The organism is Halorhabdus amylolytica (assembly GCF_004944975.1).
In the GTDB taxonomy this organism is placed as follows: Archaea; Halobacteriota; Halobacteria; order Halobacteriales; family Haloarculaceae; genus Halorhabdus; species Halorhabdus amylolytica.
The window spans coordinates 22,250-40,662 of sequence record NZ_SPQG01000002.1; the positions used below are offsets into that span (position 1 = coordinate 22,250).

Annotated in this window: 11 protein-coding genes, 2 tRNA genes and 1 pseudogene; 3 read left to right on the forward strand and 11 right to left on the reverse strand. The window is 56.8% G+C overall.

The features are described from left to right. The first annotated feature begins 89 nt into the window (after window positions 1-89). Together E3374_RS02650 and E3374_RS02655 are read left to right on the forward strand one after the other, a co-directional pair. On the forward strand, window positions 90-1,085 hold the full coding sequence (locus E3374_RS02650; protein ID WP_136687476.1) for a DUF2797 domain-containing protein: 996 nt from the start codon (window positions 90-92) through the stop codon (window positions 1,083-1,085). After that, a complete protein-coding gene (locus E3374_RS02655) occupies window positions 1,082-3,736 on the forward strand; it encodes a Piwi domain-containing protein (RefSeq protein ID WP_136687478.1) in 2,655 nt (884 codons plus the stop codon). The genes E3374_RS02650 and E3374_RS02655 overlap by 4 nt, the downstream gene beginning before the upstream one ends. Before the next feature lie 178 nt (window positions 3,737-3,914). Here E3374_RS02655 and E3374_RS18060 read toward each other — a convergent pair. The 9 genes and pseudogenes from E3374_RS18060 to E3374_RS02695 all read right to left on the reverse strand — a co-directional run. Next, window positions 3,915-4,202 (reverse strand): annotated as a pseudogene (locus E3374_RS18060) (IS6 family transposase); the annotation flags it as partial. A 132-nt stretch (window positions 4,203-4,334) separates the two neighbouring features. Then, window positions 4,335-6,254 carry an AAA family ATPase gene (locus tag E3374_RS02660; protein WP_136687480.1) on the reverse strand — a complete coding sequence of 640 codons (1,920 nt, stop codon included), beginning with the start codon at window positions 6,252-6,254 and terminating at the stop codon, window positions 4,335-4,337. Then, window positions 6,254-6,466, reverse strand: a complete 213-nt coding sequence (locus E3374_RS02665) for a KTSC domain-containing protein (RefSeq protein ID WP_136687483.1) — start codon at window positions 6,464-6,466, stop codon at window positions 6,254-6,256. Before E3374_RS02665 ends, E3374_RS02660 begins: the two co-directional genes overlap by 1 nt. A 62-nt stretch (window positions 6,467-6,528) precedes the next feature. Beyond that, window positions 6,529-8,409, reverse strand: coding sequence for an ATP-binding protein (locus E3374_RS02670; RefSeq protein ID WP_136687485.1), 1,881 nt, complete (start codon window positions 8,407-8,409; stop codon window positions 6,529-6,531). Then, window positions 8,409-9,695, reverse strand: coding sequence for a DNA double-strand break repair nuclease NurA (locus E3374_RS02675; protein WP_136687487.1), 1,287 nt, complete (start codon window positions 9,693-9,695; stop codon window positions 8,409-8,411). The genes E3374_RS02670 and E3374_RS02675 overlap by 1 nt, the downstream gene beginning before the upstream one ends. Then, a complete protein-coding gene (locus tag E3374_RS02680) occupies window positions 9,695-12,964 on the reverse strand; it encodes an AAA family ATPase (protein WP_136687489.1) in 3,270 nt (1,089 codons plus the stop codon). Before E3374_RS02680 ends, E3374_RS02675 begins: the two co-directional genes overlap by 1 nt. After that, complete coding sequence (locus E3374_RS02685; protein ID WP_136687491.1) at window positions 12,961-14,145, reverse strand: DNA repair exonuclease; 1,185 nt, start codon at window positions 14,143-14,145, stop codon at window positions 12,961-12,963. Before E3374_RS02685 ends, E3374_RS02680 begins: the two co-directional genes overlap by 4 nt. Before the next feature lie 421 nt (window positions 14,146-14,566). Further along, window positions 14,567-14,641 (reverse strand) — tRNA-Ile (locus E3374_RS02690). Between the two features lie 733 nt (window positions 14,642-15,374). After that, a tRNA-Asn gene (locus E3374_RS02695) sits at window positions 15,375-15,447 on the reverse strand. A 114-nt stretch (window positions 15,448-15,561) separates the two neighbouring features. On the opposite strand from E3374_RS02695, the gene cca reads away from it, so the two are divergent. Next, a complete protein-coding gene (cca, locus tag E3374_RS02700; RefSeq protein ID WP_136687493.1) occupies window positions 15,562-16,914 on the forward strand; it encodes a CCA tRNA nucleotidyltransferase in 1,353 nt (450 codons plus the stop codon). Here cca and E3374_RS02705 read toward each other — a convergent pair. Together E3374_RS02705 and E3374_RS02710 are read right to left on the reverse strand one after the other, a co-directional pair. After that, entirely contained in the window at window positions 16,893-17,903 is a 1,011-nt protein-coding gene (locus E3374_RS02705; RefSeq protein ID WP_136687495.1) for a histone deacetylase family protein, read from the reverse strand. The genes cca and E3374_RS02705 overlap by 22 nt on opposite strands. Beyond that, a complete protein-coding gene (locus E3374_RS02710; protein ID WP_136687497.1) occupies window positions 17,900-18,340 on the reverse strand; it encodes a histone in 441 nt (146 codons plus the stop codon). The genes E3374_RS02705 and E3374_RS02710 overlap by 4 nt, the downstream gene beginning before the upstream one ends. Window positions 18,341-18,413 lie beyond the last annotated feature (73 nt).

Genomic DNA, 18,413 nt, shown 5'->3' on the forward strand with positions numbered 1-18,413 from the left:
GGAATAACGTTACAAATCGCTCCATCAGCAATATTTCTGTTTTGTCAGCGTAGTTTTTTTGTACTCTGTCTTCGTGTCACGTCTAGTAGATGCAAGGAAAGCAGGAAACGTTCGCTTCCTTCAGTTCCCCGCGGGTCGCAGCGGATGCTGCCTCGATAATTGGGATCATAGACTTCGTCTCCTGGTATAACGACGAACCCGCGCTCAAGTTCGCGCAACCGGGCGTACCGATACATCAGCGCCCAGACCTCCCACTATCCGAACTCGTGGGAACAGATGTTCGAGTGACAATCTCCGAAGACCAATACTGTACCCTCTGTGGCGAGTCAACCGAGACGTCCCCATGCCCAGACTGTGCGGGAGAGCCCCCTCATACGACGTGCGTGATGCATCCTGCGACCCACTGCGAGTACAAGGCTTGTCCCTACCCTGACTACAAACAGCGGTCGTGTTCGCATACACATCTTGTCTATCTTGCGGCAACCAACCGGATCAAGGTCGGGATTAGTCGGGAGTCCCGGGCACGCTGCCGCTGGGCCGAACAGGGCGCCTCCCACGCGATTCCTATCGGCCGTGCTCCGAACCGGAAGGCAGCCGGGATTATTGAGAAGGCTATCGGTGAGGAATGGCCTCAGCGTCGTCGCCATGAGTGGTACCAGCCGATGGAGAACAGCATTGGACGACTTACAGACGACGCCCTCGCCACAGCGGCCCTGATCCCGGAAAAACTCAAGCACTGCTACTTCTGGGACGATAGCGACCGACAGGACGTTCGCGACGCTGTCGTCGATGTTCCGTCTATCGAGGCACCGTCCCTCGACGAGCGCCTAACGACCAACCAATACTCGCTATCCGCGGGCGAGTCACGAGAGGGCCGCGTACTCGGCGTTCGCGGCGGACTACTCGCAACGGACTCTTTCGTCGCTAATCTCAAGGGTCACAGTAGCCACGTGATCACGATCGAAACCGACGACCCGTTCTTCGAAGACACTGATCTACGCGTTCAGCAAAACGAAGAGGAACACTCCCAAGAACGTGAACAGCCGCCTGAGTACATCCCTGCCTCCAAGGGAGGTGTTGCATGACCGAGTTCTCTTACGACATCGTTGAAGACGAATACGGCGAAAAACTGGCTATCGAGTTCGAGTACGACGAGGACGTCAAGAGCCGCCTAAAGGGGCTTTCATGGGATACCACTCATCGAGCCTGGAATCCTGACGCCGACGCGTGGACGATCGAGCTGACGCCGATGAGTATCCAGGCGTTTGAAGAGGAGTTCGACTTGACCGTCCCGGACGAGTACAAGCCTGATAAGAGCGCTGGTGATGACGGCGGGGAAACTGACTCAGAGGCTGAGTCGGGGACGAACGACTTCCAAACGGCAACTGAGCAGAGTAGCACTATCACCAGCGAGAGTACAGGATCGGACTACGACGAAGATGCGGCGATCGAAGACGCCCTCGTTGACACGCGCGACATTTCGGCTAGCGGCCATGGATTAACCACGTATCCGGCAGCTCAGCGGATCAACGACGTCCCGGTTTACGTCTATAACGTTCTCATCTCGACGGGGGACCAGGCACAGTCTACTGCCGAGCGCCGCCAGCGAGCGTACACGGCGATGCGCGAAATCCGTGAGGAGTACAGGGACCGGGCACCACCAATGGCGTACGCTGGCGACCTCGAAGTTGTAGCTCTCCATCCGATTCCTGGCGACGGCGATCTCGAAAGCGAGGGTATTCGAGGACTCAAGGAGGCAGGAGAGCGCACGCTCGAACTATCGAACCAGGCCGAAAGAGCGCAAATCCAGCGCCTCGTGGAAGAAGCATTCAAACAGCGCGTCGCCGACCAGAATTTCATCGTCCACGGGATGCACAAGATCCTGGAGAGCGACCCCATCCCGATCCACGCTGGAACCGGGAACTTCCGCCTGCACGAGCGCTTCGACTGCGCCATCTCCGTCGCATCGTCCGGACGGGTCTACCTCCACGTGAACCCCAAGACACGCGTCCAGACCAACTATACGCTTGATAAAGTCGAGAACCATCGACTGTACCCAGGGATTCGACTGGTCACGACCTACAACGGCCGTGGGTATCGACTTGGTCGCATCCTGTCTGAGCGGGCTCGCGATCCGACTATTGACGCCGAGACGAGTGTCGTCGATTACCACCGAGAGGACAACCCACTTATCGACGACAAAAAGGTCGAACAAATCGACAGCGCGAACCGTCGAGTTGTGACAGCATACCCCATGGGTTCAGGTGGAAAACAGACGTTCCCACAAGAGCTACTGGCTCTTCAGGGACACACTGAGAACCTTGCGAACTTCGATGGCGACTTTTGGGCGGAGGCACAGCCGAAAATGCGCCGCTCGGCGTCCGCTCGCGTTGAGGACGCCGTCGAGTTCGCGCGACAAGTCGGTGATGTCCCCTTCGACGGGACTACGCTTTCCTTCCCTGCTGACGCACCGCTGTTCGCTGGCGACTCCCACTTCCGAGTTGAACGGCTATACGAGACTGACGCCGAGGTTCTCAAGTTCGCGAACGGTCGCCTCGGTTCTCACCCAAAGGACGTCGGCCAGAAAGGCATCTACGAACCCCCAGCGTCGTTCAACGTTCTCTACGTCTACCCGCAGCAGTTGGAGGGTGACCAAGCCGATTCGTTCTGGGACACGTTCTCCCGGAAGCTCAGATCCATGGGGGCCGAGCCGGACAGCCGGTCAGATGTCACGTTCGAACCAACGCCGAAAAGCGAAGGGCCTGGTGACGTCGACATCCAAGTAGGCCGCCAGGTCCCGAGCGACCACGACTACGATGCCGCGTTGGTAGTCCTCCCTCCAGAGGAGGGTGCGCTGACTTCGTTTTATCAGCCTTACGACGAACTCAAAGAGGTCCTCGCCGGGAAGGGACTTCACTCCCAGATGATCGACCGAAAATCGATGAAGGAGACTGGTTACCATCAGAATATTGCCCTCGGACTGATTAGCGCAGCCGGAGGGATTCCGTTCACTGTAGAAGGCTCGCTACCGGGCGATTCCGATCTCTATCTCGCGTTCGACGTCGGCCAGTATTTCGACGCCAATGACGATGGGCGCCAGGACGGCATTCGCGTCGGCGCGTCCGTGACTGCGATCACGAACGAGGGAGCGGTTCTTGGTTACGCACACACAGGGCCACAGGCAGGCGAACAAATCCCAGCATCGGCTCTCCGCCGGATCGCTAGACAGTCGCTGTTAGGGTACGAAGAGCGCCGCGGCGACGCCCCCGACCATATCGTCATCCATCGTGACGGCTTCATGAACGATCCGATCGAGCCGGCCCTCGAGTTCCTCGACGAGCGCGGTATCTCCTACGACGTCGTCGAAGTGCGCAAGCAGGCGCCTGCCCGAGTCGTCAATCAGGAGAGCGGATTCGCGAACCCCGACAAAGCGATTGCCTGCATCAACGACGAGCAACACCTGGCATATATCGCGACGTATGGCCAACCCGAGCCACTCGCTAAAGGAACGACTGGCACGCCGCGACCGATCACGGTCGAGCGTAAGCACGGGGGGACCGATATCGAGACGCTCACGCGGCAGGTCTATCTCTTGGCACAGTGCCATATCGGTGTCGCGAATACAACGACCCGGCTGCCGATTACGACGGCCTACGCAGACCAAGCGGCGACCGCGGCGGCGAAAGAGCACCTCCCAATGACGTCCGACCTAGAGACCGGAATCGGCTTCCTCTAGCTTCTGGCCAGGGACGACAACGGGAAACGTATGGCAAATGGGTCAAATTCGGTACGCTACTTCTTCAAGAGCCAACAGGACAGTTTTTCGTTCAACGTTTATACGACATTGCTCAACACGCTTTCGTTGGTACTAGCAAGAGCTTCGATTCGGTGTCGATGGCGGCGTAGAGCCACTACTCTTCGCCAACCACTTCGATCTATTTCTCATCGACCGCAACCTACGACGGCGCTGCCGTCGGCGGGTCGCTCTGTGTTTCTGCGGCTGTTTCCTTCCAATACCAGATCGCTTGGTGGCAGCGATCGACACCCAGCCAGTCTAAAACAGCCTCGACTTCACGTAACGACAGCCCCATCGAATGAAGTCGAATCGCAAAAACAGCGGACGAGTGTCGGCGTGCGCTCGTTCTCCAAGTATCTTGATTCTCCACGTCTAAGCGCTTCTTGAGCAGGTCTGTGAGTGTCATGACCACCTCTCACTACAGCCTGCTCGTTCCTCAATCCCTCAACTAGACAGTGCCCATTGGGTTGAATCGTAATTAGGTAGAGAGTAGGTTCTCTAATTATGTGCGTACTCTTCTTTGGCTACTGATCCGCTATTATACTAGAGTGAGGACTTGGTCAATGATTTCGTCTATCTTCGGTACTGATCGGTCATCCTCTTTTGCAGTCTCGAATAAACTAGACATGACTGTCGGATTCTTTGCTCCCCGAATTTGTTTATGGTATCCGTATTTGTCACAGGCGTCCCGAAGTGCGTCATCATAGAATTCAGGTCCAAGAGAGGTTCGAATACATTCGGTTAGATTCTCTTGGAAACAAGCGTGCCGATCATAGACTCCTGAAGGCCAGTCTTCTTCTTCTCCCGCGTCAACAAGGCGAAGTAACCGCTTATTGATGTCTGTCTCTGATTCATCATCGTGGTCTGAGTCAAACATTACGTAGACAGATCTCCCTAATTGTTCGAAAATTATCGCGGGACGGCCGATTTTAGTTTTCCCATTACAGGGAAGGACTGCAACACCCTGGGAGCTAAGATCGATATCTCTAGCACTCGCCCGTCCTAGAAGAGCAGACCGGTCTTCAAGCCCTTCAACCAATACAACCACATCCGAGAAAAACCCCTCATTAACCCAGGGAGTCATCACTGGTTCCAAACGAGCACGTGTTGATTCGCCGGTGAATGTTCCTTCATCTGCGTCAAAAACAGCTTCCATCTGTCGAGCGACGGTCTCTAATGAGCTCTGTTTGACTTGGGTTTGCTTGGGAAGATCTTCTGCAGCTTCTATCTTCGATAAGCTGCGTATGTCGTCAAATCGTTTCATACTCACCATCAGGGGGGAGTGTGTTGAATATACGACCTGAACGCTACTAGCTGTGCCTGCTATCCCCTGATCATCAAATGAAGATAGAATGGACATGAGATGGCGCTGGCGATTCGGGTGTTGGTATAGTTCAGGCTCTTCGATACCCAGGATAAGGCTCGGATCGTAGTCGCCTTCATCTTCATCGGGAGAGTTCATGTCTTCGCTATGGACTGCCAAGTTTTGTAAAAGAGAGATGATGAATGCCCGCTGGGAGCCATGGCCTGCATGTTCCACTTCCGAGACAAAATCGTCTACTTCCAACTTGATATCTGCCTGAGGCATCTGGATATCGATGACATTCTCCGTATCCCAGGAAAGATCTACACCAACGCCGGGTGCAAACGTTTCGAGCGTAGATGAGAGGTCGGATTCTAATTGACTGAGCTCTGCTTCTGATGCATCTTCGATTAGCTCTGCATAACGACGTTGAGCGGCCCGTTGAAATTCTTCCAGTTCATCCCGTTCCGAGAGTGCTGCACGGACGACTAAGTCCATTAGTTCTGTTAGAGGGCTCCCTCGTTTATCATCGGCGTCCTCACTTGCATCACGGACTGCGGGAATCAAGATGTATCGTGTAAATTCCTCAAGAGCGGCTTGACCAACCGAATTAAATCCAAAGAATTGGCCGTCATCCCGTCTACGCTCACACCGGCTGGGGTGTTCTTCTTCCCACTCTCGCAAGACCGACTCTGCTTCTTCCTGGTTTTGATACTCCGGCAACTCACTGTAGCCATTGTCAAATAGATCCTCATATTCCCGGCGAAGATTGTGACCACTTGCATTACGGAATCCATCGAAATCAGGATTATACAAGCGGTTCCCGTGGTATCTTTGGTTGCCACGGTTATCTGGATACTCCATTACTTTCTCTACGGTTAATGTTTCACCACCAGTGTATGGGCTGAATTTTTCTTTAGCGTCTTCACCCAAATTTGTGAATTCTACTTGGACACTGATTTCTTCGTTAGTGTTGCGATTGTAGAAGTCTTCCTCGGAGTACGAGGTGTTCGCTGTATAAAAGAGATCTAATGCTTTAAGGAACGAAGATTTTCCAGCGCCGTTTGATCCTATCAGGGCAGTTAGCTCATTAAATTCGATCTGTGCATCTCGAAGACTCCGAAAATTTTGGACACGGACTGAATTGATGCGCATTATTTGATCTGATCGTGGCTATAGTTATCTTTGATATTCCGATGAAAGTATTTACCGTGCGAATTAGCATTCATGAGTTCCTGGTGAATTCGTTTGGGGACATCGAAATACTGGTAGACTCTTCCACCGTTAAATTCGATCTCTAAAACTTGATTCGTCTCATCATATCCTACACTGCTAAGATTGCTCGAAGAAACCGGAACTCGATTCATAGGGCCAATGTGGCGGAACAGTCATTTAGTTCTATTCATTAAATGATAGTATATATAGGAGTTCAGTTACTGTGTTGAGTAAGGCAGTAACGGAGCCCCTTGACTTCAACAGCCTCAACGTCGGGAGCCTTGATGACTGCTTGACCTTTACCGTATGTTTGGAGGTCCTGTTCGAAGCCACGGGGGACGGAAGGGACTTTATTGATGACTTCTTCGCGGAGCCCGAGGAAGATATTCGTATTAGTCTGTTTGAGGATGTCGCCGTCGATGTCTTCGGGATTCTGTGTGATCATGAAGAGACCCAACTTGTCCTTACGGCCCTGCTTGACGGCGTCACGGGCACGGTTGACGATATATTGCTCCCGAAGGGTGCCGGGGTCAGAGACGTAATTATGAGCTTCGTCAACGGCGACGAGGAGTGGCGTGTCCTTGACGTTGGGATCGACGTTGTAGTCGTCGATCTTGTTGTCGATAATATACGAGAGGATAGAGAGGACGGTGAGTTCCTCTTTCGCGCCGTGGAGGTGGCTGGTTGGGATAACTGTGGCTTGGCCTTCGCGGAAGACGGCGTTTGACACGTCGGGAAGAGGATTCGTGCCGTGATCGAAGACGTCGCTGTATGCGGCGTCGGTGACGCGACGCATGATCGCGCCCCACGTACCGTCTTCGATATTGTACCCATCGCGGAGCGGGCTCTCTGAGTCCTCATTATTACGGAGAAACTGGAGGAACTTGTTGTACTTCGGGTCATCTGCATCGGAGAAGTACGCGTCAATACAGTTTTCGAGAGCACCACGAGTGACTTCCGTTGGTTGGTACGGCATGAGGAGCTGTGGGCGGTCCTCGACGAGGGAGAACGGAATCGTCAGGTTTCGGCTTTCACCAGTTGTCGGAGCGTTCGTGTTTCCGATATCTGGAATGAACGTCTCGAAGTTATCGATGCCGCCGACCTCGATGCCGTCTCGTTCGAGCCGACGCACGAGTTCGTCCTTGTCTCGGAGTTCGGGGTTGCCGTTCCGCATTTCGGAGTACTCGTTTTCGGGATCGAGGATGATGAGGTTGAGGCGGCTGTGTTCGGTTTCACCAGTCTGGTGGTTCTCAATCGGATACCGCTTGTCCGTGGCCAGCTGTCGGAGCAAGTTTTTCGTGAAGTGCGTCTTGCCTTTCCCGGTGGACCCAGCGACGAGGGTGTGCCGGAAGATTGCAGGTTCGCCAGACTCAACGTCTCCGCTTACCGGGTCGACACCGGGGTTGCTGATAAAGTACGGGAGCGGATCGCCATCGACAGTCATGCGGTCGCCGCCGACAGAGAGGTAGCCGGCGAAGACACCGTCTTGTGGGATATTGAGGCCGGTACGAAGGTACTCCTTATTGAGGGAGAACGCGACGGGCGTGTTGGGTTTCGGGATCTTGTTGACGATGCCGCGTTCGAGTCCATCATCAGTCGGCGAGATGATGGCGATTGGTTCGAGTTCGGCGACGAGGACGAACTCCGTCTCGTCGAGGGCGTGTGCTGACGCGATCCGATTGTGAGTGTCGGATTTGTCGTCGAGTTCCGTGTAGGGTTCGTATCGGAGCCCATCGACGACGGCGAACAGTTCATCGGCCTGCTCGCTGGGATCCGATCCCGGATAGGGGACTTGAACATAGTCGCCGACGCGGACACCGTCCCGGCAATCAGTTTTCACGAACGCGTTGACGGTATACTCACTGCGCGTGACATGGATTTCTTCGCTGGCAACGACGTGTCCGAGTTCGTTCTCATCAGCGTCAGTCAACGAATTCGGAACTGTCGTTTCCGGGACGGTGGTCTGATCGTCCGTCTCCGTGCCTGTTGTGTCCGTGTCTTCTCCGGTGGGTTCATCGGTACCGGTGTCGGCACTCGTCGATTCGTCGTTACTGACGGGATCGCGGTCGAGGATGTCGTCGGTGCTGTCGCTCATTATTGGAGTTGGGTGTCGGGTGCTTGTTCGATGTCGTTCCAGCGGCCGTCCCAGTTGTAGTCGTGGGCGTAGTCGGCGGCAGTGAGGAAGTCCCGGATCGTGTCACGGTTGTCGCGGCTGATCCGGGCGATCCGATCCGCTCGCCCGACGGCCCGTGGGACGTCTTGTGTCTGGGCGATTTCTTTCAGGGCTTTGTACTGGATTTGGTCTCGGGTCTGCTCATCGTCGATCATGAGCTGGGGTGTTTCCACGCGAAGGACGTCGCCGGTTTTCGGAAGGCGAACGTAGAAGAAGGCCCGCCGGTAGTCGGCCGGATCTCCGTGGGACAAGTCCGCGCTGTACGGATCCAAGAGCTCGAACGATTGTCCATCGACCGGGGCTTGCTTGTGGACGAACCAGGACGTGTACGTAAGGTGTTCGAGGCTGTCGTCCCGAAGCACTTCAGCGATAAACTGGTGGTCGCGCGTCCAGGGAACGTCGGGCCGGCCGCCGTGGTCGCTTGTCACGTGATTCTCAGCGAGCTTCGCATCTAAGGCATCGAGAAGTTGACTGATGGTGGAGGTCTTCACAACTCCAATGACCGGATATCCTCGTTCATACTGGGTGTCGATAACGTCGATATAATTCCGGATGATCTCATCGGGCTTGTCCCATGCGCCGGCGGGCGTGGTACGGCCGACTTTATCGAGCAGAACCCAGTAGAGGACACCAAGCGGGTAGACTGCGCCGTCGATGAACAGGAGCCCGTCGAGCGCGTCAACGTGGGCGGCGACGTGGGAACTCTCTGCAAGGCCTTGCGCGGCGCTAGCAACCGATTTCGAAAGGGTTGCCGAGCGGTCAGTCGGTGGGAACTGGACGACTTCGCCGGTGACGTGATCAGCCTCGAACTGTTCGGCATGGAGTGTACTTTGGCTGTCTGCGAGGTATACAACCGTTTCTACCGTGCCAGCCTCCTCGATCCGCTTGTCGGTGTCAGCCCCGGCGACGCCGAGTTTGGCGTACGCGGTATCGACGATAAGCCCGTTGTTGAACTCTAATGGGCGTGTAGTACTGGCGTCGAGTCCGTAGGTTGGTGTTCCCCACGGATCACCGGTCCACGTGCCGAGTTCGTCGATCCGTGTCTTCTGGTAGGCGGGTTCGCCGAGAGCAGTGACCCGTCCGCCGTCTCGTGAGAGGTGCTCGAAGAGTCGGCGAGCGTAGTTGGCCTGCGGAGTGACATCGCGCGGGATGTTCGTATCGATATGGTCGAAGATGTCCTCGACGATGCTGAGTGCGTTCGTGTCCATCAGTCAGCCCCTGCAGTCCGCATCGTGATCTGGCTCGTATTATCCGACTCGTCGATCGTCACGTGACAATCGTGGTCCGCTCCGTCGATGAGAGTTTCATCGTGGGAGACGACGATGATCTGTGGGACATCCCACTCCTTGATGGTCGCCAGCATCTGCTCCAGTTGCCCGACGTGCCCTTCATCGAGGAAAGTCGTCGGCTCATCAAGGATGAACGGCGGGAGTTGCCCGCGATTACCGCCGTGCAGTTCGGCGATGAGTTTGTAGATTCCAGCCCGTAACGCGAGGTTCACGATAGCGCGCTCGCCACCGCTCGCATTGCTCGGGTCTTCAGTCGTCCCGTCATCACGGAGAAGCCGAATATCATACTCGTAACTTTCTCGCCGGTCGTCGTACGTTTCTTCGATGAGAACCTGCTGGTAGCTACTGTTCTTGTATATCTCTTTGAAGATGTCGTTCGTGTACTCGTTGATGTAGGCGAGGTATTGTTCCCGGAGATCGGATTTCGTGCTTTCGTAGACCGAGATGACAGCGTCGAGTTCATCGTGGACTTCCTTTGCCCACTGTTCTTTGTCTTCGTATAGGTCGATTCGTGCTTGCGTCTCACGCAGCGATTCGAGTTCTGTTTCGAGGCGTGTGCGCTCGTCACGGATTTCCTGCAGTTCGGCCTGGTACTCATCACGCGTCTCTTGGCGCTGCTCGATCCGAGCGTTGACACGCTCTAAGTCCTCACGTAAGCCTTCGACATCCTCGTCGCCGAGTTGGTCCTCGATATCTTCCTTCTCGTCTCGAAGCTGAGCGAGCCGGCCGTTAAGGTCGTCAATCCGATCACGAGCGTTCTGGATAGTTTGTTGCTCCTGCTCGATGGTCGTCTGGCGTTCGTTGATGGTCTCATATTTCGAGACTGCATCTTCGATGGTGTCCTGGACCGTTTCGACTTCTTCGACGCGGTCCTCAGCTGCTTCGAGCGCGGCCTCACAGTCGTCAACGACAGCCTCCTGATCGTTGATAGCGTCCTCCAGATTCCCGATTTCCTCTTCAATATCCGCAAGATCCGCCGTGACGGCCTCGATGTCTGCCTCGATATCGGCGATCTCGTCCTCGAAGTCGGCCACTGTTTCTTTTTGGTTGGCTACCTGCTCGAACGCGTCCAAGATGTCTTCGCCCGTGTCAATTGCTTCGTTTATCTCGTCGATCTCGTCGGTAAGCGCGGCCTCGCGGTCCGCTAGCTCGTCGATCTCCGTCTCTAGATCGGCGATCGTTGACTCATAGTCTTCGGTAGTGTCCTCCAGTTCCGCAATACGGGACTGCAATTCGTCTTCCTTCTCGCAAAGCGATTCTACCTCTTCGCGTACCGCTGTCAGGGTCTCATCGCGGAAGGTTATCGTGTCGAGAAGATCCGCACGGAACGCTTGCAACTCGTCTTTCCGTGACTGGAGTTCTTCTTCAGTCTCTTGGGCGTCTTCAATCGACTCTTTTGCATCGGCGATCGCAGCTTCCAGCTCTTCGACTTCCTCTTCGATATGCGCGTCTTTGACATCTTGGCCACACTTCGGACACTTGTCCTGCTCACCGAGTTCCTTGATCTCTGCGAGTTCTTCTTCGTAGCGCTGCTTGTCGTTGCGATGTTCAGTGATGGCGTTCCCGATGTCGTTCAGATCCGCGTTAGTCTCCTCGATGAGGTCCGGGACCACCGTATCACGAAGTTCGTCTAAGTTCTCGGCTGTGACCGCGACGTCGAAGTCAGAAGCCTGGTCCGTGAGCGTCTCGACCCGTTCTTCGAACTCTGCTTCGGCGGCCGTGAGATTATCTTTAGCAGTCGCCAGATCGGACTGCACCGTTTCGAGGTCGGCTTCTGTGTCCGCTAGGTCGTCATTTGCCGTCTCCAGTTCCTCACGGGCTGTTTCGAGGTCATCTTCAGCTCGGTCGTGCTTCGTCGTGACTTCCCGCTTCGTCGCAGTCACGTCTTCTCGTTCGTCGCGGAGGTCTGCAAGCCGCGCCTCGACTGCCTCTTCGTGGTCATCCGTGACCTCTTCAGCATCAGCAACCGCGGGAAGGAACCCGACCGCACTCTCGTTCCGCTCAGTCGTTAGCGATTCGCGTTCTGCTTCCGCTTCAGTGAGGCGGTCAGTAGCGTCTTCGAGGTCGGACTGGAGGTCATCACATTCCTCATTGAGTTCCTCTCGTTCGGTCTCGGCCTCAGAGAGATCATCTTCGAGACGGTCCAATTCTTTTTGGGCGTTCTGAAGGTCGTTTTCGCAATCGTTGCGTTCCGTTGTCGCCTCCATAACGGCTTCCTGCACGGCCTCGTTCGCGTCTGCGGCGCTCTCTGCAGAAGTCAAGTCATATTCGACCTCTGAATCGAGGGTTTCGATGTCACTTTCGAGCGTGTCGATCTCGTCTTGTGCCTCCTCGATGGTGGCCTCACTTTCATCGATAATCGACTGTTGGTCGGCCCGCTTCGCTTGAACCTCCTCGATCTGCTCCTGTTTCTCCGTCTTGCGCTCCTGCAGGTCTTCGTAGTCCTCGATATCGCTCTCGATGCTGGTTTGGTGGTCTTTGAGTTCGTCAATGAAGGACTCGATATCTTCGATATCTGCTTCAAGATCGGCAATATCGTCAGTGAGGGAGTGGATCTCGTCCTCATGCTCAGCTTCTGTTTTCTCGATGTTGTCAAGGTCCTCCTCGTAGTTCTCTCGACTCGTTTTGTTCCGTTCTTGAACTCGACCGGCACCGCGACGTGCGAGTTTCATCCGTTCGATGTGCTCGTCGAGTTCGTCTAATCCGAGGAGACTGTCGATCATCTCAGCACGATCACCAGCCTCAATGAGACGGTCGATTTCACCCTGCTTGACGTAGACAGAACTGGAGAAGTCCTCTTCGTCCATGCCGAGTAGGCCGATCACCTCTTCCCGGACGTCCGTAATACCGGTTACTGGGTCCGAAAACGACTCTGAATCCAGTGTCGCACTATTTTGGGAACCTGTCGTGTGCAACTCCCAGGTCACGGTGAATTCCGATCCATCGATTTCGAAGACCAGCTTTACGGTCCCTTTATCTTCACCACGCCGTACCAGATCATCCAGATTGAAGTCGTTCGTTCCGACGTTCCGGATCTTCGATAGGAACAGCCCGCCGAAGATCCCCATCAGAAGAGAGGTTTTCCCAGCACCATTGTCACCCCGGATCAGAATCGTCCCATCCGGAAACTCGACAGTCTGGTCCTCGTAGCTCCGGATATTCTGCAGTGTGAGCGCTTTGATCTTCATTCCCCGTTCACCTCCTCGGCGGTCTCGCCAAGCTCAAGTTCGGTATCACGCTCGTCGAAAGCGTCTGCCTGCGCTTCACGGATGAGTTCTTCCATGGTGTCGTCGATGGCTGTCTGAGCGAGATTGTCGTCCGTGCGAACGCGCTCTTCGACTTCAGTGGCAATCTCACTCAGATGCTGATCAGCAAGCTTCTCCTCGATGAGTTTATCCGCGCTTTGGATGTCTCCCTGCGGCCCTCCGTCCAAGTCGAGTTGTCTGCGACCGCGATCATCATCCACTTTGCAGACAGCTGCGCCCTTGTCCACCGCCATATCGTACACGTCGCTTGACGTGACTGGTGTCCGCTCACCGGTGAGCGTCACGATGGCAACCTTGTCATCAAGCTGGTGGCGATCCAATTCGTCGCGGGCATATCCGTGACTATCACCCTCGTCAAATTCGATGCGGATCGATTCGAATTCTCGGGTGTCGAGTTCGAGTTCCCGGCGTTCGAGGTCTCCGTCTTCAATTTCGAGAAGACTGACGGTACGCGGCTCGATTTCGTCTGTCGCACAGCGTTCGGTCGAACCGGCATACCACGCGGGGACACCCTCGACGATACTGCTCTCCGTCTTGTGGTAGTCACCGAGGGCGATTGCGTCAATGTCGATATTCACTCGATCGAGGACGTCAGCCAAGTCGTGATCTGCATAGAATTCGGGGACGAGTGGCTCGAAAAGTTGGTGCATACCCAGTAGCCGGAACGCGTCCGGGTTAGGAGAGTCTTCGAGAGTGAAGTCTGCTGCGTGCCAAGCTGGGCTCGTGACGGCGTCAATGCCGTAGAGGGCGACGTCACCGTTCACCATCGTCGGTGTTTGATCAAGTCGCTCTGCCGTCCCTGTTTCGCGAATGAGGTCCAACCATTGTTGGTCCATTTTCCGGTCATGATTCCCGACGATACCATAGAAGGGAATGTCCGCATCGGCCAGTTTTCTGAGAATCTCGATACAGTCTGTGACGATGGGAAGCGACGGTGTACGGCGATGGAACAAGTCACCGGTATGAATGACGGCATCGACGTCCTCTTCAAGCGCTCGGTCAATAGCGCCCTCGAAAGCGCGAGTGAAGTCGTCTCTGCGGGTATCGCTTCCGTATTGTCGATTGCCGAGGTGGGTATCACTTAGATGGAGAAGCTTCGTCATAACTATAACCTGATGGCGGGGGTACAATAACGTACGGCAACCACGGTGAAAGTGAACAGTCCTCGAGTCTGGTATTAGAAAGTTGTACCCCTATTCCGGGCTCAATAATTTTACAAATATATGTATATTTAGCGAGTGCCCTGAAGAATTCACGCGGCTCGCCCGTCTCTGGCTCAAAGAACTATGATATCGTTTGAAAACACCCGCACCAAATTTGGGATATAAGAAGAGCACCACCTCTGATAAGTCATGAAAACACCCTTCGACCATTCAAAACCGCCCGACTGCAGCCGTATCCTTCCATCGCATGGTTGAACTCTACCCGAACCACCGATCCGTTTCACTGCTCAAAATCATAGAATCGGCGATATACACCGTCTACCTATTGAAATCGTCGGCCACAAAACCTGCAAAATCTGGATGGGCCCGCTCGGATTTGAACCAAGGACGAAGCGGTTATGAGCCGCTCTCTCTAACCAGACTGAGATACGGGCCCTTATTCGATCATATCTCGTCGGTTAACTAAATTGTACCGTCTTCGCCAGCACGGGTGGGATTGATAGAAGCGACGTATTCGAGCGGGTTGCGATGTTCGAAACGGTTCGAGAGTCCGTTACGAAACCGCTATCAGGACTCTGACTCGCGAGAACATTCCCAGCATGCGGTTTCATTGCCTCAGGGCTTCTTCTCGCGGGCCACTGCGAGCTCGTTCGCTTCGCTCCATTGTGGCTGTGACTCGTCTGCACGAGTCCTGGCGGATCTCGTCCGCACGCTCACGGACGGTTCGCGATAGAAGGACGCCGCCGCCAGGACTCGAACGTCTGCAGACGGTCCTGCTCACCTCGCGCCGCTCGGTTGTGCGGGCTGCGACTGCCGGGCTCGAATCCTGGGGTTGCGCCGCATATCGATGTCGCTGTTGCTCGGCGATGAAACCCCTCACAAGAGAATCGAGAAGCGCCGTCCCGAGAACTGCTCTGCAGTTCTCGTGGGCCGGAAAATCGCTGAGCGATTTTACGCCGCCGCCAGGACTCGAACTCGCCGAGACGTTCCGGGCATACGGCCTCACTTCGTTCGGCCGTTCCGGGCCTGCGACTCGTCTGCTCGAGTCCTGGCTGATCTCGTCCACATCGCTCACGGACGGTTCGCTTCGCTCGCGGTTTCACTGCTCGCATCGAGGGCTCACTTCGTTCACCCTCGCTATGCTCACCGTCTTGTTCGCGATAGAACGACGCCGCCGCCAGGACTCGAACCTGGGACAACCACGTTAACAGCGTGGTGCTCTACCATCTGAGCTACGGCGGCAGGCATCCCGAGGTAATCGGAGTTATTTGATAGGGCTTTCGTTTCGAGCCGGACGCCCGACGGCGATCACATCGCACCGATACGCTTTCCCGTCCCTGCCGAATCACTCGACACATGAGCGACGCGGTCACGTCGGTTCTCAAGTCGGTCCGCGAACGCGTCGACCCCGACGCCGAGGAACGCCGTTCCCTCCGCCATGTCGCCGAGACCGTCATCGAACGTGCAGAGAGCGCGATCGACGCCCGCGATCTCGAGGCCGACGTGATGCTCGTCGGCAGCACCGCCAGGGACACCTGGATCGCCGGCGATCGCGATGTTGACGTCTTCGTCCGATTCGCGCCCGACATCGATCGCGAAACCCTCGAATCGGTAGGACTCGACATCGGTCACGCTGTGCTCCACGAGGGACACGAAGAGTACGCCGAACACCCCTACGTAGTCGGGGAGATCGACGGCTATGACGTCGATCTGGTACCGTGTTACGCCGTCGAAGATGCAACGGAGATCCAGTCGGCTGTCGATCGAACCCCGTTCCACACTCGATATCTCGAATCCCGTCTCGACGACGATCTCACTGCGGATGTCCGGCTCTGCAAGGCCTTCCTGAAGGGGATCGGCGTCTACGGTAGCGATCTCCGGACGCGCGGGTTTTCGGGGTATCTAACCGAGCTACTCGTCCTCGAACACGGCGGCTTTTTGCCGCTGGTCGAGGCTGGCGCCGACTGGCATCCTCCCGTCCGGTTCGATCCGGAGTCCCACGGCGAGGCCACCTTCGAGGACGACCTCGTAGTGATCGATCCGACCGATCCCGCACGGAACGTCGCAGCCGCACTCTCGTCGGAAAACCTCGCTATCTTCCAGCACTACGCCCGCGAGTTGTTCGCCGACCCTCGGGAGTCACTGTTCGAACCGTCCGAACCTGATCCACTTTCGCCCGCCACGGTCCGTTCGTTCTTCGATCATCGCGGGACGACGCCCGTCGCGATCACGTTCGAGACGCCGGATCTCGTCGAGGACGACCTCTACCCGCAACTCGAGAAGTCCCTGAACGGCATCGTCGGCCTGCTCGATCGTCACGGTTTCGACGTGCTCCGCGCTACCGCGTTCGCCGAGGAACGGGCCGTCCTGCTGGCGGAACTGGCGGTCGCCGAGCGTCCGACAGTCGAACGTCACGAGGGGCCGCCGGTCCACGTCCGCGACCACGCTGAGGGCTTTTACGACGCCTATTGCGACGACGAGGCGTACGGTCCGTTCGTTGCGGGGGATCGGTACGTGGTCGAACGCGAACGCGAGTTCCGGGCCCCGGAGGCCCTGCTCCGGAGTGACGCAGTCTTCGACGTGGCACTTGGTACGGCCGTCGAGAGGGCGCTAACGGACGATTACGACGTGTTGATCGGTGAATCTGTCGCGGATCTCGCCGACGAGTTTGGTCGCGAATTCGCGGCTTACTGTGATCCGAAACCCTGATATTGAAGCGCGTCACGAACGTTGCGGCCGTCCTCACTCGGCTCTTCCTCGACCGGTTCCGGATCACGACCGCCGAGAACCTCGTGGACCTCACGGACGCCGGAGGAGAGAGTCTCGAGACCGTAGCCACCTTCGAGGACGAACGCCAGCGGCGCGTCGATCCGGTCGGCGAAGTCGGCCAGCCGCCTGGCGAGGACACCGTACCCGGCCGTCGAGACGAGCATCCGTGAGATGGGGTCCTGTTCGTGGGCGTCGAAGCCGGCACTCACGAGCAGGAGGTCCGGAGCGAACGCTTCGAACTCGGGCTCAACCACGTGATCGTATACCGCGAGATAGTCGGCGTTGCCACAGCCTGGCGGGAACGGGACGTTCAACGTCGTCCCTTGGCCCTCCCCTTCGCCGGACTCGCTGATATCTCCGGTCCCTGGATAGAGCCCTTCCTCGTGGAACGAGGCGTAGTAGACGTCTCCCCTGTCGTAGAAGATGTCCTGGGTTCCGTTGCCGTGGTGGACGTCCCAGTCCAGGATGGCCACTCGCTCGACGTCTCGTTCCGAGAGAGCACGCTCGGCCGCGACGGCGACGTTGTTGACGAAACAAAAGCCCATCGCGTCGTCGGCGACGGCGTGGTGGCCCGGCGGCCGCCCCAGTGAGAACGGGGTCTCGGCGCCGTTGGCGCCGTCCAGCGCCGCTTCAGCCGCCCAAGCGGCCAGACCCGCACTGGCCATCGCGGCGTCCCAGGTCTCCTCGACGGCGACCGTATCGGCATCCCAGTTACCGCCGCCGTCCGCACAGAACTGTCGGACCGACCTGACGTATTCGCCGTCGTGTACGGACGCGACCTCGGCCTTCGTCGCCGCGTCGGCCGCCACGTACTCGACATCGTCGGCGTCGTCGAGCGTCCGTTTGATGGCCCGCAGACGGTCGGGACTCTCCGGATGGCGGCTGCCGGTGTCGTGCTGGAGGCAGATCTCGCGATAGCCGAATTTCATTCAACGTATTGTTGCAACTGGAAGTAGGCTTCGACGTCCTCCCCCTTAACCGTTCGGCGTCCGGCGTGCTCGGCGAGCAGCGCCGCGGCGGCGGCGACGTCGTCGGCCTCGTCCTCGAGGATCGATGCCAGCGCGATCCGCGCGTCCATCGCCACCCGATAGCGGTCGTCGATGTCCAGCCGCGCGATGCGATCGACCGGGGCGATCGGTAACTCGAGGGCGTCCTTCTCGGGGACGGTCCCCACTCCGAAGTCCGCGGCCATCAGCGTCTTCCGACCGTCGGATTCGGCACGTTCGGCCGCGTCGACGGCCAGTTCTGCCCCTCTGGACTGGATACGGCGCGTGAGTTCTTCCGTCGCTTCGGCACTCACCCGCAACCCGTCGGCGTTACGCCGGATGATCGAATCGACCGGGGCGAACGGTAACTCGACGCTCATACGCCACACGGGGGCGGTTTGGGTCTTAAGAGTTTCCTCACGCTCGCGGGAACGTCCCGATCGAGTGACTCGA